Below are 15,818 nucleotides of genomic sequence, written 5' to 3'. Positions count from 1 at the left end.
TGGGTACGCTTGGTGCTGGTCGCAACTGTTGCTCCAGCAACAGCAGATCCACAAACTGCTGCTATCCCAGACACTGGCAAGCCATCGCTTCAATCCCCCTTTTTTTCCGCAACCCCCAGGCTACGGGCATTTGCCTGCCCCTGGCACGCTTGCTGCCTAAGCACTGGTACATCCCCTGTGCGAGGTACCGTCCGATGAGTCAGCAAGCCGTGAAATTTGCCTATTGGGTACCCAACGTCAGCGGTGGGTTGGTCGTCAGCAAGATTGAACAACGCACCCACTGGGGCATCGAGTACAACCGCAAGCTGGCGCAACTGGCGGAGGCGGCGGGTTTTGAGTATGGCTTGACCCAGATTCGCTTCACCGCAGGTTACGGTGCCGAGAACCAGCATGAGTCCGTGGCGTTCAGCCATGCGTTACTCGCGGCGACTACCACCCTCAAGGTCATCGCGGCGATCCTGCCCGGGCCGTGGCAACCGGCGTTGGCGGCCAAGCAATTGGCGACCATCGACCAACTGACCAATGGCCGTATCGCGGTGAATATCGTCAGTGGTTGGTTCAAGGGCGAGTTCCAGGCCATTGGCGAGCATTGGTTGGAGCATGATGAGCGCTATCGGCGTTCCGAAGAGTTTATCCGCGCCCTCAAAGGCATCTGGACCCAGGACGATTTCACCTTCAAGGGCGATTTCTATCGTTTCAACCAATACACCCTCAAGCCCAAGCCCCTGGGCCAGCCGGAGATCTTCCAGGGCGGCAGTTCGCGGGCGGCTCGGGACATGGCGGCGCGGGTGTCGGATTGGTATTTCACCAATGGCAACACGCCTGAAGGCGTCAAGGCCCAGGTCGATGATATTCGTGCCAAGGCCGCTGCCAACCACCATTCGGTGAAGGTGGGCGTGAACGCCTTTGTGATCGCCCGCGACACGGAAGAGGAGGCTCGGGCGGTGCTGGCGCAGATCATCGACCAAGCCGACCCGGAGGCGGTCAACGCCTTTGGTGACGCAGCCAGGCAAGCGGGCAAGGCGTCGCCGGAGGGCGAGGGGAACTGGGCCAAGTCCAGCTTTGAGGACCTGGTGCAATACAACGATGGCTTCAAGACCAACCTGATCGGCACGCCGCAGCAGATCGCCGAGCGCATCGTGGCACTCAAGGCCGTGGGTGTGGACTTGGTGCTGGCAGGCTTTCTGCACTTCCAGGAAGAAGTGCAGTATTTCGGCAAACGTGTATTGCCGCTGGTGCGCGAGCTTGAGGCCAAGGCAGATGCAGGAGCGAGCTTGCTCGCGAAAAACGTTAACGAAAAAGTGGCTAGCCTGGTTTAGCGCGCAGGCTAGGCGCTCTTCGCGAGCAAGCTCGCTCCTACGGGGTGTAAAAGGTTTGAGTGGCTTGCAAGGTCAACACCTCAAACCCGTCCGCCGTCACCGCCACGGTGTGTTCCCATTGCGCCGAGAGGCTGTTGTCCTTGGTGACCACCGTCCAGCCGTCTTTCAGGCTGCGAGTTTTAGCGCTGCCATGGTTAAGCATCGGTTCGATGGTAAACACCATGCCTTCGCGCAGTTCGAGGCCGGTGCCGGGGCGGCCGAAGTGCAGGATTTGCGGTTCTTCGTGCATTTGCCGGCCAATGCCGTGGCCGCAGTATTCGCGCACCACGCTGTAGCCGTTGGCTTGCGCGTGGCTCTGGATGGCATGGCCGATATCGCCCAGGCGCGCGCCCGGCTTGACCTGGCGGATGCCGGCCCACATCGCCTCGAAGGTCATGTCCACCAGGCGCCTGGCCTTGGGCGTCACGTTGCCGATCATGTACATCTTGCTGGCGTCGGCGATGAAGCCGCCTTTTTCCAGGGTGATGTCGATGTTGATGATGTCGCCGTCCTTGAGTATTTGCTTGGCGCTGGGCATGCCGTGGCACACCACTTCGTTGATCGAGGTGTTGATGCAGAAGGGGTAGTCGTACTGCCCCAGGCTGGCAGGGCGGGCCTTGAGGTCATTGCGGATGAAGGCTTCGACGGCGCTGTCCAGCTCCAGGGTAGAGCGGCCGGCGGCGACGAAGCCGTCGAGCATGTCGAAGACTTGCGCCAACAGACGCCCGGCTTCACGCATCACGGCCAACTGTGCGGGAGTCTTGATCATCAACTGCGCCCCCGGATCAGGTCGGTTTTGTCCAGCAACAGCTTGTTGATCAGCTCGTTGTAGGGCAGGTGCGGGTTGAGTTCGGCGAGCAGGCCGATCTTGATCCAGAACTCGGCTTGGGCGTTGATGGAGCGGTCCATGGCGGCGCTGGCCAGGCGCAGTTGTTCGTGCAGCTGATCGGTGATCTTGACGATGCCCATAAGGTTCACTGTGTTTAATTGATATACGAATCGTATATGGTTCGTATGTCGATCGCAAACCTCCTTCGGCTGAACGGTGATGGGTTGATGGGCTGCGATAGGTTGCCGAAAAAAGGATTCCCACCTAAACGCCGGTCCCCACGCTGCGGGTTAAACGTTTAATCGATGTAGTTCGACGAGGATGCCAAACAAGCCGTTTTCTTTAATATGAACAAGCGGTTTGCTTATGAGGAAAGGTTACAACCACCCCGGTTTTTGCCGAGTAGGCTTACTGATTGAAAGCGTCTTCCAGGGTTGGCAAGACGTGGCAGGCAAGTGCCTGTCGGATACATATAACTGTTGGCAGTCTCAAAAAAGGAGAGGTTAGCCATGCTTTCAGAACTAGAGCTTCGCAGCATTATTGAAGGAAGTTTCCTGCCTAAACGGTGCGAATGCACCAAAGCCGAAGATGCCTCGTTGACGATCAGGGTCTACGACGATCGCGACCGGGATCGGGTGGATTTGGAAGTCAAAGGTATCCACCCTGACAAGCTCGACAGCAGCCGAGCGATTTGCAACCTGATCACCGGGTTGCGTGAAGACCTCAAGCAAAGCCACGCACCGGTACTGCAACGAGCCGGCGCTCGCGGTTATCACTAGCTGATGCTTGAGTGCAAGTTGACCCCGTGGGCCTGGTAATTGCCAGGCCCAATGTTGACGTCCTTCCTGTTTACCAGCGCGCTCTTACGCCGAAATTGCCACTGACACCCTCAAAGTTGTTGTCGTCCAGTTGGGTGCCATAGTTACCCTCCATATAAACACTGACCGTGGATGACAATTGAGCCACAACACCGATGCCCATATCAGCCGTGGAGGACTTGTGATCGCTCTTGATCCGGTCCACCCCGTCGAACGTCACCGTGTCGCTACCGCCGAAGGTGTGCCAGACATTCGCCCGTAGGTACGGCTCCACGGGTGTGTTGCTGACCAGATAGCGACCCTTGAGCCGTGCGCCGATGCGGCCGGTCCAATACTCCTGGGAGTCGAATGAGACCTTGGAAATGCCATCGTGCTGACTATCCAGATCGATCTTCTGGCCGATGACCTGGGCCTGAGGTTCCATCTCCCAATGCTCGGACAGCCTGAACGGGTAGCCGGCCTCGGCGGATAACGCCAGGGCGTGGCCCTTGGTATCCATCTTCACCCCTCGGTCGGACTTGTTGTTGCCATCCAGGCGGGTACCCATGGCCACCAGGTCGACGTACCAGCCGGTCGGATCGGTGAGTGTCCAGTAGGCGCCGAAGTTGTCGCCGTCGAGTTTGACCCGCCCAGAGCGATGGTTCTGCCAGCCCATTGCAAAGCCCTTCACGTCGCCGCGCAGGCGGCTCTGGCCGATAAAGAGGCCAAGGCGTTGCGTCTGCCCGCCGCTGGTTTCGGCGGCGTAAAGGTCATGGCCAACCTGATAGCCCTTGACCGTGCCGTCAAAACTCGGCGCCACGGTGCCCGACCAGCTTTTGTTGAAATCACTGCCATAGGCGCGGCCCCAACCTGCCGGCACTGCACCGGTCTCGGTCAGCAGGCTTTGCTCGCCCTGGCGTTCATGGAAGGTGCCCAGCGCCTGCAACGTCATCAGTTGCGCAGCGGGGATGTCTACGGAGTAGACCGGAACTTCCAGGCGATACAGTGGAATCGGCGCGGCACCCGCCACGGCGGTGGGCAGTACAGGGTTACTCGCCGCCGATTGCGGCGACGTGGCTGCAGCGACTTGGCTGGGCGGTGGCGCGGCAGGCTCGATTGGGGGTTGCGGTTGCGCAGTGGGCGGTTCCACGGAAGGTTCATCCGAGTCCACTACAGGGGGAGTGGCGGGGATCGGCGGCACCGGCACCACCACGGCCGGTGTCGGCGGTACGGGTGGGACCGCCGGCGGTTGCACGGCCACCACTGAGGAGCGAAGGAACCAGCTGTTTTTCGTATTGGCAAGGGTGCCGCCCTTGAACAGCAGGTATTCATACGCCCCGGCGGAGACCGAGCCCTTCAAGGCAAACGCATCGTTGCTGCTGACGGCGCCGTTGAGTGCCTGGACCACTTCGATGCCGTTGTTCTGGGTCAGCCCGCCGATACCGCCGAGGTTGCTGACACTCAGTTGGGTGTGACCGCTGATGTTGCCGTCGGACACTACCAGCTTGTCGGTGGCAGAGTTTTCGTCGCCGAGTACGGTTTGCAGGTGCAGCTGGCCGTTGTTGCCCACGTAGTTACCATGCACCGTCAACACGCTGGTAGCGCTGTTGTCGGTGGTCATGTCGACAGTGCCGGCGTTATTGAGCGTCGCCAGTTGCCCGGCGGTGTAGGGGCGGATGCCGCCTTGCGCCACGGCCAGGGTACTGCTGCCGTCGATGTTGAACATGCCGGTATTGCTGCCACTGTCACCGAGGAAAAAATTCCCGGCCAGGTCCAGGCGCGAGTTTTTGGTGAGGCTGACGCGCTCCAAGCCGATATAGCGGGCCGCGGTGCTGGATGTTGTCGCGTCGAAGATCAGTTGATCGTTGCCCAGGCCGCCATCGATAAAGGGCGTGTGGTTCAGTTTGCTTTCATTCAAGCCTTGCAGCAGAACCGTGTCGTCGCCATCACCCATCAATACCCGGGAGTTGATCCGGCCTTCACCCAGCCATTTGAACGTATCGTTGCCGACGCTGGCACGGATCTCACCGTTAATCACGCCGCCGCTGACGGTGATGCTGTCATCGCCGCCGCTGGTGCTGATATTGCCGCCGATGGTGCCGCCGGAAATGATGATGGTGTCGGTGTCGAAACCGGTGACCAGGTTCTCCCGGATTTCCCCCCCGGTCATTTCATAGAAGTTCTTGTCCAACTTCATATTGACCCGGCCAATTTTGCCACCGCGCTGGTAGGCCACATCGCCGTCTTCAAAAGCCTCGTCGATTATGCCGTCATACATTTCAAGCACGTCGCGGCCGTCGCCCTGGAACAGGCCGCCTATTCGCCCACCCATCATGACGACACGATCAACACCGTCGCCTTGCTGCACGATCCCGGTGACCCGGCCGTCGCGGATTTCCACCGTATCTATTCCAGGGCCAAAGGTCACATCGCCATTGATGGCGCCGCCTGTGGAGAGCGTCAGGCTGTTATCCCCGGAAAGATCGGTCAGGCCGGCACTGCTGCCGTTGTTACACGTATAGGTATCGTTGCCGGTTCCCGGGGTGAGAACGCAGGCGGCGTGGGAGGGTTGAGGGTTCATGTACTGCAATGAGATGAGGCCGACAGCTAAAACGGCCCGGGTCGAGAAACCACTGGGCTTTTGCATGGGTGTGTCCTAGGTTTGTTGTAATAACTGCTCCTGTTTTTGGGTTTAGCACAGTTTTCCAGTAGCGCAATTTTTTATGCATGGCGCGCAGGCCACGGAATACGTGGCCTGCGTGATGGCACTTTGGGTTTTTGCCCGCTCAGCTCAAGCCAGTTGTTGACGATAGGGCAGGTCTGGGCCGGTCTTGCCGCAGGTCAGGGCGGCAGCCCGAATCGCGAAGCCCAGCATGGCGTCGATCTGCTCGCGGCTCAGTCGTTGCAGCCCGTCAACCGAATCCAACTGCTGTTCCGTCAGCCACGCAATCAACGCCGCCTGGAAGGTATCACCAGCGCCCACCGTATCGGCCATCACCACCTTGACCGCAGGCTGCGACCAGCTGCCATGCTGGCGGCTGAACACCGACGCACCGTCGCCACCACGGGTGAGGAACACCAGTTGGCAGCGGTGTTGCAGCCAGCCTTGCAGCACGCTTTCCGGTGTCTGGTCGGGGTGGAGCAGGTGCAGGTCTTCGTCGCTGACCTTGATCAGGTCGGCGTGTTGCACCAGCTCTGCGACGCGGGCGCGCCACAGGTGGATATCGGGCTGCGGGTTAAGGCGCACGTTGGGGTCGAGGCTGATCAGACGCTTGCCGCTTTCACGCTTGACCAGGTTGAGCAGGGTGTCTCCAATCGGTTGCACCACCAGCGAAAACGAGCCCACATGCAGCCCGCGAATTTCATCGCCCAGGGGCGGCAGGTGCGTCAGTTGCAATTGCCGGTCGGCGCAGCCTTCGCCGCGAAAGCTGTACTGCGGCGAGCCATTGGCGCCCACGGCCACCATCGCCAGGGTGGTCGGCGCGTCGAACGCCACCAGAAAGCGTTCGCTGATACCTTCGTCATTCAGGACCTGCTGCAAGCGCCGTCCAAGGTAATCGGTGGACAGGCCGGCGAAGAGCCCCGACTCGATCCCCAGGCGGCGCAAACCCACCGCGACGTTGAACGGCGAGCCACCGGCAATCGCCTTGTAATTGAGCTTGGCGGCCTGCCCGCTGGCATCCTCCTCGCTGAAGAAATCAAACAGCGCTTCACCACACACCAGATACATAGTTGCTCGCTCTTAAAGGGTTGCCACGTGCTGTTGATAACGCTGATACGCTTGTTGATAGGCACTGACATTGGCCGCCACGGGTAAGGTGCGGCTGGCCGGGTCAATGCTCACGCATTTGTCGCACAGGCTGGCCAGCGGTTCGCCGCTCTGGCACCACGCCGCCTGGATCGCCGCGCCCAGGGCGGCCGCCTCGCTCTGTTCGGTACACACCACTTCGGTGTGCATGATATCGGCGACCATCTGCCGCCACAGCGGGCTTTTCGAGCCGCCGCCGATCAGACGGATGCTCTGGCTTTGCAGGCCGGTCTGGCGCAGCAGGTCGAGGCCATAACGCAGGCCGAAGGTGGTGCCTTCGACCACCGCGCGGCACAGGTTGGCACGGGTCAGGTTGGTCATGGTCAGGCCCTGCAGGCTGCCGGTGGCGTGGGGCAGGGCGGGCACGCGTTCGCCGTTGAGGAACGGCAGCATGCTCACCCCATCGGCCCCGATGGATGCCTGTTCGACCAGCGCGTTGAAGGCATCGAGGTCCAGGTCGAACAGCTCGCGAATCACCCCGGTGGCGTTGGTCAGGTTCATGGTGCAGATCAGCGGCAGCCAGCCGCCGCTAGAGGAGCAGAAGGTCGCCACCGAGGCCTGGGGGCTGACGTTGGGCTGGTCGGCAAAGGCATACACGGTGCCCGATGAACCCAGGCTCATGGTGATCACGCCGGGGGCGATATTGCCGGTGCCAATGGCGCCCATCATATTGTCGCCGCCACCACTGGACACCACCGCGTTGGGGTTGATGCCCAGGCGCTCGGCAATGGCCGGCAGGATCGTGCCCACCGCTTGGTCGGCTTCGATCAGTGTCGGCAACGCGGCTTGCAGGCGGCCGCTGGGGTCGATGTGCTGGAGCAACGCCACATCCCATTCGCGGCGGCGCACGTTGAAGTAACCGGTGCCCGACGCATCGCCGTACTCGGCGCAGGCGCGGCCGGTGAGCCAGTAGTTGAGGTAGTCGTGGGGCAGCAGGATATGGGCAATGCGTGCGAAGACGTCGGGGTGCTGTTCGCGGGTCCAGAGCAGCTTGGACACGGTGTAGCCCGGAGCGATGGCCACGCCCAGGCGCTCCAGGGACCCGCGTTCGCCACCCAGATGCTGCAGCAGCCGGTCGTTCTCCGGCGCGGTTTCGGTGTCGCACCACAACTTGGCCGGGCGCAGCACTTCACCTTGTTCGTCCAGCAGCACCAGGCCGTGCTGCTGGCCGGACACGCCGATGCCAAGGATGTCCTGGCCGTCCACCCCGGCTTGTTGCAGGGCGCGGTGGGTGGCTTCGGTGAAGGCGTCCAGCCATTCCTGGGTGTGTTGTTCACGGCGGCCGTTGGCGCCGCTGATCAAGGTGTGCGCGGCGGCGCCCAGGCCCAGCACCTTGCCGCTGGAGGCGTCGAGGACGATGGCCTTGGTGCCTTGGGTGCCGCAGTCGATTCCGAGGAACAGGTTTTGCTGGGTCATGATGGAGTGCTCAGCATTATTATTGGGTTGAAAATACGGTCGATGTGGGAGCTGGCTTGCCTGCGATAGCGGTCCGGCAGTCATCGCAGGGTTGACTGGACCACCGCTATCGCAGGCAAGCCAGCTCCCACCTGTTTAATCCGGTTTGTTCAGCAGGTTTTGTAGTGTGGTGGTGACGCCTTTGTCGCGCAGGCTTGCATAACACCGCTCGAACGCTGCCACAAACGCCGCCGACTTGGGAATAGCCGTGCCAAAAATCTCTTCCACCCCCAGCAACCGCTGGCTGATCAGCGCGTCATCGCTCACTAGGTCCTGGCAGAACGCTGCCCGCGGGTCCGGGATGCTGTAGCGCGCGCCGTTTTCATCCACACCTTTCAAGTACAGCGCCCAGGCCGCCACCACAAGGGCGGCACGGTCCGTCTCGCGGCCGTCGGCAATCAGGCGGTTGATGGTCGGCACGGTGAACTTGGGAAACTTCGATGAACCGTCGGAGCATACGCGCTCCAACTGGTCGGCAATCGCCTGGTTGGAAAAGCGTTGCACCAGGGTCTGCTTGTATTCGGTCAGGTCGATACCGGGTACCGGCGCCAGGTTCGGCGTGACGTCCAGGTCCATGTAGGCGCGCATATACGCCACGAACACAGGGTCGTTCATGGTCTCGTGAACGAACCGGTAGCCCTTGAGGAACCCCAGGTACGTGAGGGCCAGGTGGCTGCCGTTGAGCAGGCCGATCTTCATTTCTTCGTAAGGCGTGACGTCATCGGTGAACTGCACGCCGACCTTTTCCCAGGCCGGGCGGCCGTTGACAAATTTGTCTTCCAGCACCCACTGCACAAACGGCTCGCACACCACCGGCCAGGCATCGTCGATCCCGTGCTGGTCGTGCAGTTGCAGGCGGTGGGCGGTGCTGGTCATGGGCGTGATGCGGTCAACCATGGCGTTCGGGAAGCTCACGTTGGCCTTGATCCAGTCATGCAGGCCCGCGTCGTGCAGGGCGGCGAAGGCCAGCAAGGCCTTGCGGGTGACGGCGCCGTTGTGAGGCAGGTTATCGCAGGACATCACCGTAAAGGCCGGGGTGCCAGCGGTGCGGCGCTGGGTGAGCGCAGCGCAGATAAAGCCGAACACGGTTTTCGGCGCTCTCGGGTGCGCCAGGTCATGCTGGATCTGCGGTAGGTGGGCCATGAACTCGCCGTTGCTGTCGTCGATGCAGTAGCCGCCCTCGGTGATGGTCAGCGAGACGATGCGGATCTGTGGGCTGGCGAGCTTATCGATCAGCGCCTGGGCGCCGTCTTCGGCCAGCAGCATGTCGCTGATCGAGCCGATCACGCGCACTTGCGTGTCGTCGGTGTCGCCCAGTTCATACAGGGTGAACAGGTAATCCTGGCCGGCCAGGTCGTCGCGGGCCTTGCGGTCTTCACTGCGCAGGCCCACGCCGCAGATGCCCCAGTCCAGGCCTTCGCCAGTGTTCATCAGGGCATCGGTGTAAAACGCCTGGTGCGCACGGTGGAAACCGCCGACGCCGATGTGCGCGATGCCCTGGCGGGTGTCGGCAATCGCATAGGCAGGCAACTGCACTTGGGGCGCCAGTTGGGTCAGGTTGGCTTTATTCAATTTCATCGGGAAATACTCACGAAATCAGGCGGCAGCGCGCAGTGGACGGGCCACGGCGACGCCATCGGTGTCGAACAAATGGCAGTGCGTCGGGTCCAGGTGCAGTTGCAGCGTCTCGCCGTACTGGCTGGCCATGTCGCCACGGATACGCATGGTCAGCGGTTCGCCGTTGCGGGTGATGACGTGGCAGAAGGTGTCGCTGCCCAGGCGCTCGCCGACGTCGGCGGTGACGGTCAGGGTGGTTTGCCCGGGTGTGGCCATTTCCAGGTGCTCGGGACGAATGCCCAGGGTCACCGCGCTGCCCACGCTCAGGGTGGCGCCGCTCAACGGCAGGCTGATCAGAGTGCCGGCGTCCAGTTGCACCTCGCAGCCTTGGCTGTCGACGCGGGTGACCTGGCCCTTGAGGAAGCCCATCTTCGGTGTGCCGAGAAAGCCTGCCACAAACAGGTTGGCCGGCTGGTGGTACAGCTCCAGCGGCGAACCGACCTGTTCGATGCGCCCGCTGTTGAGCACCACCACCTTGTCGGCCAGGGTCATGGCTTCGACCTGGTCGTGGGTCACGTAGATCATGGTCGCTTGCAGTTCTTTATGCAGGCGCGCCAGCTCCAGGCGCATCTGCACGCGCAGGGCGGCGTCGAGGTTGGACAGCGGTTCGTCGAACAGGAAGATCTTCGGGTTGCGCACAATCGCTCGGCCAATCGCCACGCGCTGGCGCTGGCCACCCGAAAGTTGCTTGGGCTTGCGCTCCAGCAAAGGCCCCAGCTCAAGGATGCGCGCCGCTTCGCTGACTTTGCTCTCGACCAGCTTCTTGTCGACGCCCGCCAGGTCCAGGGCAAACGACATGTTCTTGCGCACGCTCATGTGCGGGTACAGCGCGTAGGTCTGGAACACCATGGCCAGGTCGCGCTTGGCCGGGGTGACTTCGGTAATGTTGCGGCCATCGAGTTCGATGGTGCCGTCGCTGACTTCTTCCAGGCCGGCGATCAGGCGCAGCAGGGTGGATTTGCCACAGCCCGACGGGCCGACGAACACCACGAATTCCTTGTCGTTCACTTCCAGGTCGATGCCCTTGATGATGGAAAAACCTTCAAAGCCTTTTTGCAGATTCTTGATTTTCAGGTTGGCCATGATGGGCCCTCCGCTGGGAATTATTATTTGACGGCGCCAAAGGACAAACCGCGTACCAACTGCTTCTGGCTGATCCAGCCAAAGATCAGGATCGGCGCGCAGGCGAGGGTCGAGACGGCGGACAGCTTGGCCCAGAACAAGCCTTCGGGGCTGGAGTAAGAGGCGATCAAGGCGGTCAACGGCGCGGCGCTGGAGGAGGTCAGGTTCAGCGACCAGAAGGCCTCGTTCCAGCACAGGATCAACGACAGCAGTACCGTGGAGGCCAGGCCACCCTTGGCGATGGGCAGCAGCACGCGCACCATTTCCTGCCACAGGGTGGCGCCGTCCAGGCGGGCGGCTTCGAGGATGTCCTTGGGGATGTCCTTGAAGTAGGTGTACACCATCCACACCACAATCGGCAGGTTGATCAGGGTGTAGATGATGATCAGCGCAATGCGCGTGTCCAACAGGCCAAAGCTCTTGGCCAACAGGTAGATCGGCATCAGCACGCCCACCGGCGGCAGCATCTTGGTCGACAGCATCCACAGCAGCGTGCCCTTGGTGCGCTGGGTTTCGTAGAACGCCATGGAATAGGCGGCCGGTACCGAAATGAGCAGGCACAGGGCGGTGGCGCTGAACGAAATCACCACCGAGTTCCAGGCGTAGGCGAAGTAATTGCTGCGCTCGTTGATGTGCAGGTAGTTCTCCAGCGTCGGCGTGAAGATGAACTGCGGCGGCGTGGCGAACGCGTCGATTTCGGTCTTGAAGCTGGTCAGCACCATCCAGAAGATCGGAAAGAAAATCAGGATCGCGATGGCCCAGGCCAATGTGCCGAGCAACAGGCTCTGCAGGCGACGGGATTGTTGAAGCGTCATGGCGCGGCCCTCAAGGCTTGTCAGTCAGGTTTTTGCCGATCATCCGCACCAGGATGATCGCCGCGATATTGGCGATGACCACGGCAATCAAGCCGCCGGCCGAGGCCATGCCCACATCGAACTGCACCAGTGCCTGGTTGTAGATCAGGTAGGCGAGGTTGGTGGACGCATAGCCGGGGCCACCGTTGGTGGTGGTAAAGATTTCGGCGAACACCGAGAGCAGGAAGATGGTTTCGATCATCACCACCACGGCAATCGGGCGGGCCAGGTGGGGCAGGGTCAGGTGCCAGAAGATCGCAATGGCGCCGGCACCGTCCAGGCGTGCGGCTTCCTTCTGCTCCTGGTCCAGGGACTGCATGGCGGTCATCAGCAGCAGGATCGCGAAGGGCAGCCATTGCCACGACACAATGATGATGATCGACAGCAGCGGGTAATGCGCCAGCCAGTCCACCGGCTCGGCGCCGAAGAACTTCCACACGGCGGCGAGAATCCCCGACACCGGGTGAAAAATCAGGTTCTTCCAGATCAGCGCGCCCACCGTGGGCATGATGAAGAACGGCGAAATCAGCATCACCCTGACGATGCCGCGCCCCAGGAACTCACTGGCCTCCAGCAGCGCACTGATCAACACGCCGAACACCACGCTGATCAGCAAGACGCTGCCCACCAGCAACAGGGTATTGGTGGCGCCGGGCAGGAACCCCGAATCGGTGATGAAGTAGCTGAAGTTTTCCAGCCCCACGAATTGGTTTTCGCCGGGGTAGAGCAGGTTGTAGCGGATCAGCGAAAAGTACAGGGTCATGCCCAGCGGCACGATCATCCACAGCAGCAACAAGGCCACCGAGGGGCTGACGAGAAACCAGCCGGGGTTGGCCAGGCGGTTTTTGGTGGGTGTATTCATGGTGATCAGAACCAGTCAGATGCCTACAGAATCTGCGTCGGAGCGCGGTCGCTGTGGGAGCTGGCTTGCCTGCGATGGTATCGCCTCGGTGTTACGGATAGACCGAGTCGTTTGCATCGCAGGCAAGCCAGCTCCCACAAAAGCTCTGCTCCTGTATTTGCGGTGGTGAGGCTGGTTTACTTGGGGTAACCAGCCCGCTTCATTTCCCGCTCGGTGGTGTTCTGCGCGGAGGTCAACGCAGCATCGACGGTTTGCTGACCGGTCAGCGCACCCGAGAAGAACTTGCCCACCTGGGTACCAATCGCCTGGAATTCAGGAATGGTCACCAACTGGATACCGATATACGGCACCGGCTTCTCGGTCGGCTTGGTCGGGTCGGCCACTTTCAGCGATTCCAGCGTCACCTTGGCGAACGGCGCGGCCTTCATGTACTCGTCGCTATAGGTGGATTGGCGGGTACCCGGCGGCACGTTGGCGATGCCATCGGTCTTGGCCACGAGCTGGCCGTATTCCTTGGAGGTGGCCCAACTGGTGAACACCTTGGCGGCGTCCTTGGCCTTGGAACTGGTGGGGATCGCCAGGCTCCAGGAGTACAGCCACGACGTGCCCTTGTCGGTTTTCTCATGGGGCGCGAAGGTAAAGCCGACATGGTCTGCGACCTTGCTCTGGCTCTTGTCGGTAACAAACGAGCCGGCCACGCTGGCATCCACCCAGATCGCGCATTTGCCGCTGTTGAACAGCGCCAGGTTTTCGTTGAAACCGTTGCTGGAGGCGCCCGGCGGGCCGGATTTCTTCATGTTGTCGACGTAGAAGTTCAGCGCGTTCTTCCACTCGGGGCCGTTGAACTCTGGCTGCCACTTCTCATCGAACCAGCGCGCGCCGAAGCCGTTGGCCAGGGTGGTGATCAGCGCCATGTTCTCACCCCAACCGGCTTTGCCGCGCAGGCACAGGCCGTATTGCTCTTTGGATTTGTCGGTGAGTTTAACGGCGAATTCGCCGATCTGGCCCCAGGTCGGGTGCTCAGGCATGCTCAGCCCGGCGTCCTTGAACAGGTCGGTGCGGTAATAGGTGATCGAGCTTTCGGCATAGAACGGCAGGGCGTACAACGAGCCCTTGACCGACAAACCGTCGCGCACTGAAGGGAACACGTCATCAAGGTCGTAGGACGCCGGCAAATCCTTCATCGGCTCCAGCCACCCCTTGGCGCCCCAGAGTGCGGCTTCGTACATGCCGATGGTCAACACATCGAACTGCCCGCCCTGGGTGGCGATGTCGGTGGTCAGGCGTTGGCGCAGCACGTTTTCTTCGAGCACCACCCAGTTCAACTTGATCTCCGGATGCTCGGCCTCGAAGGTTTTCGAGAGCTTCTGCATGCGGATCATGTCGCTGTTATTGACGGTGGCAATGGTCAGGGTTTGCGCGCCAAGGCTGACGGCGCTGAGGGTCATGCAGGTACAGGCAAGCAATGCTTTTGCTGTGAACTTCATCGCGCACTCCATTTCCGCGCCCAGAGGGCTACAGAAGGACGGTTATTGTTGTTGTGTCTTCCTACGAGAAGTCAGGAAGAGTGTGCGTTGATTACAGCCTTCAAAAGCGGCGGTGACAAATCCTTGGGCGCACGCTCACTGATACTTTTTTGCACTCATCGACCACCTGATCGTTCCCACGCTCCGCGTGGTAACGCCGCTTGGGACGCTCTGCGTCCCCGAGTGATGCAGAGCGTCACGGAATGCATGCCCACGCGGAGCGCGGGAACGATCGATGCCGTCTTTAACGGTGAATAGCACGCTGGGTGCTGGATCGATTGGGGGATTTGGGGTGGGTTTGATCATGGTGAAACTCCTGATTTAAGTGGAGCTGCCACCCTTTCGCCGCGACGCTATGGGGTGGTAGCCGTACGCAGGTTCGCGGACCGGAATCAGGAAACCGGCATACCCGAAGGTATCCCGCGCACAGCCACCATGAAGCCGCACAGTAGACGATAAAAAAACGCCGACTAAAAGCGGAAATGGCACTTTGCATCTGATTAAACCGGGCCGCGACGCCCGACGCTGCCTGTGCAGCGGTGTACGGAGACTAGAGATCGAGTGTCCTAGGGGCAACCTCAAAGCCTTGTAAGACGTTTCTGTTTCCCACCACCTAGATGAACGATCAACCTCAAGCCAAATTCTGCTCAGTCAGCCGCTGCACCGCCAACCGCCGATAGTGAGACGGCGTCATCCCCTTAAGCTGTTGAAACCGCCGATTAAAGTTGGAAATATTATTAAACCCCGACTCAAAACACACATCAGTCACGGCCTTGTCCCCATCGGCCAGCAATTCACAGGACTTGCTGATGCGCAGCCGATTGACGAATTCAATAAAAGTCCGCCCGGTCGCCTGTTTGAACACCCGGGAAAAATACGTCGGCTTCATCCCCAGGTACTCCGCCACTTCTTCCAACGGCAGCTCTCGGGCGTAGTGGGCAAAGATGTAGTCCACTGCGCGGTTGGTGCGGTCGATGCTGTGTTCGTCGGCTTGCTGTGGCGTGGTGACGCCGGACAGTAACTGGTAGTCCTCACAGGCGCTCAACACCTCCAGCAAGATAAAGAAGTGCCCCAGGCGTGCCATGCCTTGGGCGTCTTCGATGCGTTGCATCAGGGTCATGGCGTGGGCGATGGTTTTTTTGCAGCGAAATTCGATGCCGTATTGCGCACGTTCAAGTAGCGGCGCCAGGCTCTTGAGTTCGGTGAAGATGTGGCTGCCGTGTTCGAACAACTCATCGGTGAAGTTCACCAGCATGTCACGCTTGGGCACCACTTCATCTTCCTCCACCTGGCTGATCCAGTTATGGGGCAGGTTGGGGCCGGTGAGGAACAGGCTTTCCGGGTAGAAGTTGCCGATGTAGTCGCCGATAAACACCTTGCCGGAGCTGGCGACGATCAGGTGCAGTTCGTATTCCTTGTGGAAGTGCCAGCGCACCAACGGGCAGGGGAAGCCATGCTGACGATAGATGATGGACAGGCCGTTGTGGTCGTCCATCAGTTCGTAGGAAGGGTCGGTGATGCGCGTTGCTCGGGTCATGCTGCCGTCGCTTTATTGTGGTCGCTGCGTAGGATAATGCCCCGTCGCGCGCG

At 60.8% G+C, this 15,818-nt stretch carries 13 protein-coding genes; 2 read left to right on the top strand and 11 right to left on the bottom strand.

Translation table 11 applies throughout. The annotated features are described in order from the left end of the window. Positions 1-194: 194 nt before the first annotated feature. A complete protein-coding gene (gene sfnG, locus AB9N64_RS04985) occupies positions 195-1,319 on the top strand; it encodes a dimethylsulfone monooxygenase SfnG (RefSeq protein ID WP_014718708.1) in 1,125 nt (374 codons plus the stop codon). A 37-nt stretch (positions 1,320-1,356) separates the two neighbouring features. Here the strand turns inward: sfnG and map are convergent, their stop codons facing one another. Together map and AB9N64_RS04975 are read right to left on the bottom strand one after the other, a co-directional pair. Further along, positions 1,357-2,127 carry a type I methionyl aminopeptidase gene (gene map / locus AB9N64_RS04980; protein WP_019816859.1) on the bottom strand — a complete coding sequence of 257 codons (771 nt, stop codon included), beginning with the start codon at positions 2,125-2,127 and terminating at the stop codon, positions 1,357-1,359. Next, a complete protein-coding gene (locus tag AB9N64_RS04975; RefSeq protein ID WP_371360016.1) occupies positions 2,127-2,327 on the bottom strand; it encodes a ParD-like family protein in 201 nt (66 codons plus the stop codon). The genes map and AB9N64_RS04975 overlap by 1 nt, the downstream gene beginning before the upstream one ends. Positions 2,328-2,696: 369 nt before the next feature. Between AB9N64_RS04975 and AB9N64_RS04970 the strand changes: the two genes are divergently transcribed. Further along, positions 2,697-2,966 carry a DUF1652 domain-containing protein gene (locus AB9N64_RS04970; protein ID WP_014718706.1) on the top strand — a complete coding sequence of 90 codons (270 nt, stop codon included), beginning with the start codon at positions 2,697-2,699 and terminating at the stop codon, positions 2,964-2,966. 70 nt (positions 2,967-3,036) lie between these two features. On the opposite strand, the gene AB9N64_RS04965 is transcribed toward AB9N64_RS04970, so the two are convergent. The 9 genes from AB9N64_RS04965 to AB9N64_RS04925 all read right to left on the bottom strand — a co-directional run bounded on the left by AB9N64_RS04965 (position 3,037) and on the right by AB9N64_RS04925 (position 15,765). Beyond that, positions 3,037-5,631, bottom strand: a complete 2,595-nt coding sequence (locus AB9N64_RS04965; RefSeq protein ID WP_371360015.1) for an autotransporter outer membrane beta-barrel domain-containing protein — start codon at positions 5,629-5,631, stop codon at positions 3,037-3,039. 144 nt (positions 5,632-5,775) lie between these two features. Next, entirely contained in the window at positions 5,776-6,714 is a 939-nt protein-coding gene (locus AB9N64_RS04960; protein WP_371360014.1) for a carbohydrate kinase, read from the bottom strand. Positions 6,715-6,726: 12 nt separating this feature from the next. Continuing rightward, positions 6,727-8,208, bottom strand: a complete 1,482-nt coding sequence (xylB, locus tag AB9N64_RS04955) for a xylulokinase (protein WP_032901628.1) — start codon at positions 8,206-8,208, stop codon at positions 6,727-6,729. 135 nt (positions 8,209-8,343) lie between these two features. Continuing rightward, entirely contained in the window at positions 8,344-9,825 is a 1,482-nt protein-coding gene (locus AB9N64_RS04950; protein ID WP_371360013.1) for a mannitol dehydrogenase family protein, read from the bottom strand. A gap of 18 nt (positions 9,826-9,843) precedes the next feature. Further along, a complete protein-coding gene (locus tag AB9N64_RS04945) occupies positions 9,844-10,947 on the bottom strand; it encodes an ABC transporter ATP-binding protein (protein WP_038450357.1) in 1,104 nt (367 codons plus the stop codon). 23 nt (positions 10,948-10,970) lie between these two features. Further along, complete coding sequence (locus AB9N64_RS04940) at positions 10,971-11,801, bottom strand: carbohydrate ABC transporter permease (RefSeq protein ID WP_005788583.1); 831 nt, start codon at positions 11,799-11,801, stop codon at positions 10,971-10,973. A gap of 10 nt (positions 11,802-11,811) precedes the next feature. Then, on the bottom strand, positions 11,812-12,702 hold the full coding sequence (locus AB9N64_RS04935) for a carbohydrate ABC transporter permease (RefSeq protein ID WP_014718700.1): 891 nt from the start codon (positions 12,700-12,702) through the stop codon (positions 11,812-11,814). Between the two features lie 176 nt (positions 12,703-12,878). Then, positions 12,879-14,189, bottom strand: coding sequence for a sugar ABC transporter substrate-binding protein (locus AB9N64_RS04930; protein WP_058410659.1), 1,311 nt, complete (start codon positions 14,187-14,189; stop codon positions 12,879-12,881). A gap of 670 nt (positions 14,190-14,859) precedes the next feature. After that, positions 14,860-15,765 carry an AraC family transcriptional regulator gene (locus AB9N64_RS04925; RefSeq protein ID WP_003190965.1) on the bottom strand — a complete coding sequence of 302 codons (906 nt, stop codon included), beginning with the start codon at positions 15,763-15,765 and terminating at the stop codon, positions 14,860-14,862. Positions 15,766-15,818 lie beyond the last annotated feature (53 nt).

The organism is Pseudomonas sp. KT_2_4 (assembly GCF_041410225.1).
Lineage (GTDB): Bacteria > Pseudomonadota > Gammaproteobacteria > Pseudomonadales > Pseudomonadaceae > Aquipseudomonas > Aquipseudomonas paracarnis.
The sequence above is the reverse complement of the archived record's forward strand: the minus strand, read 5'-3'. Positions and strand labels throughout refer to the sequence as shown.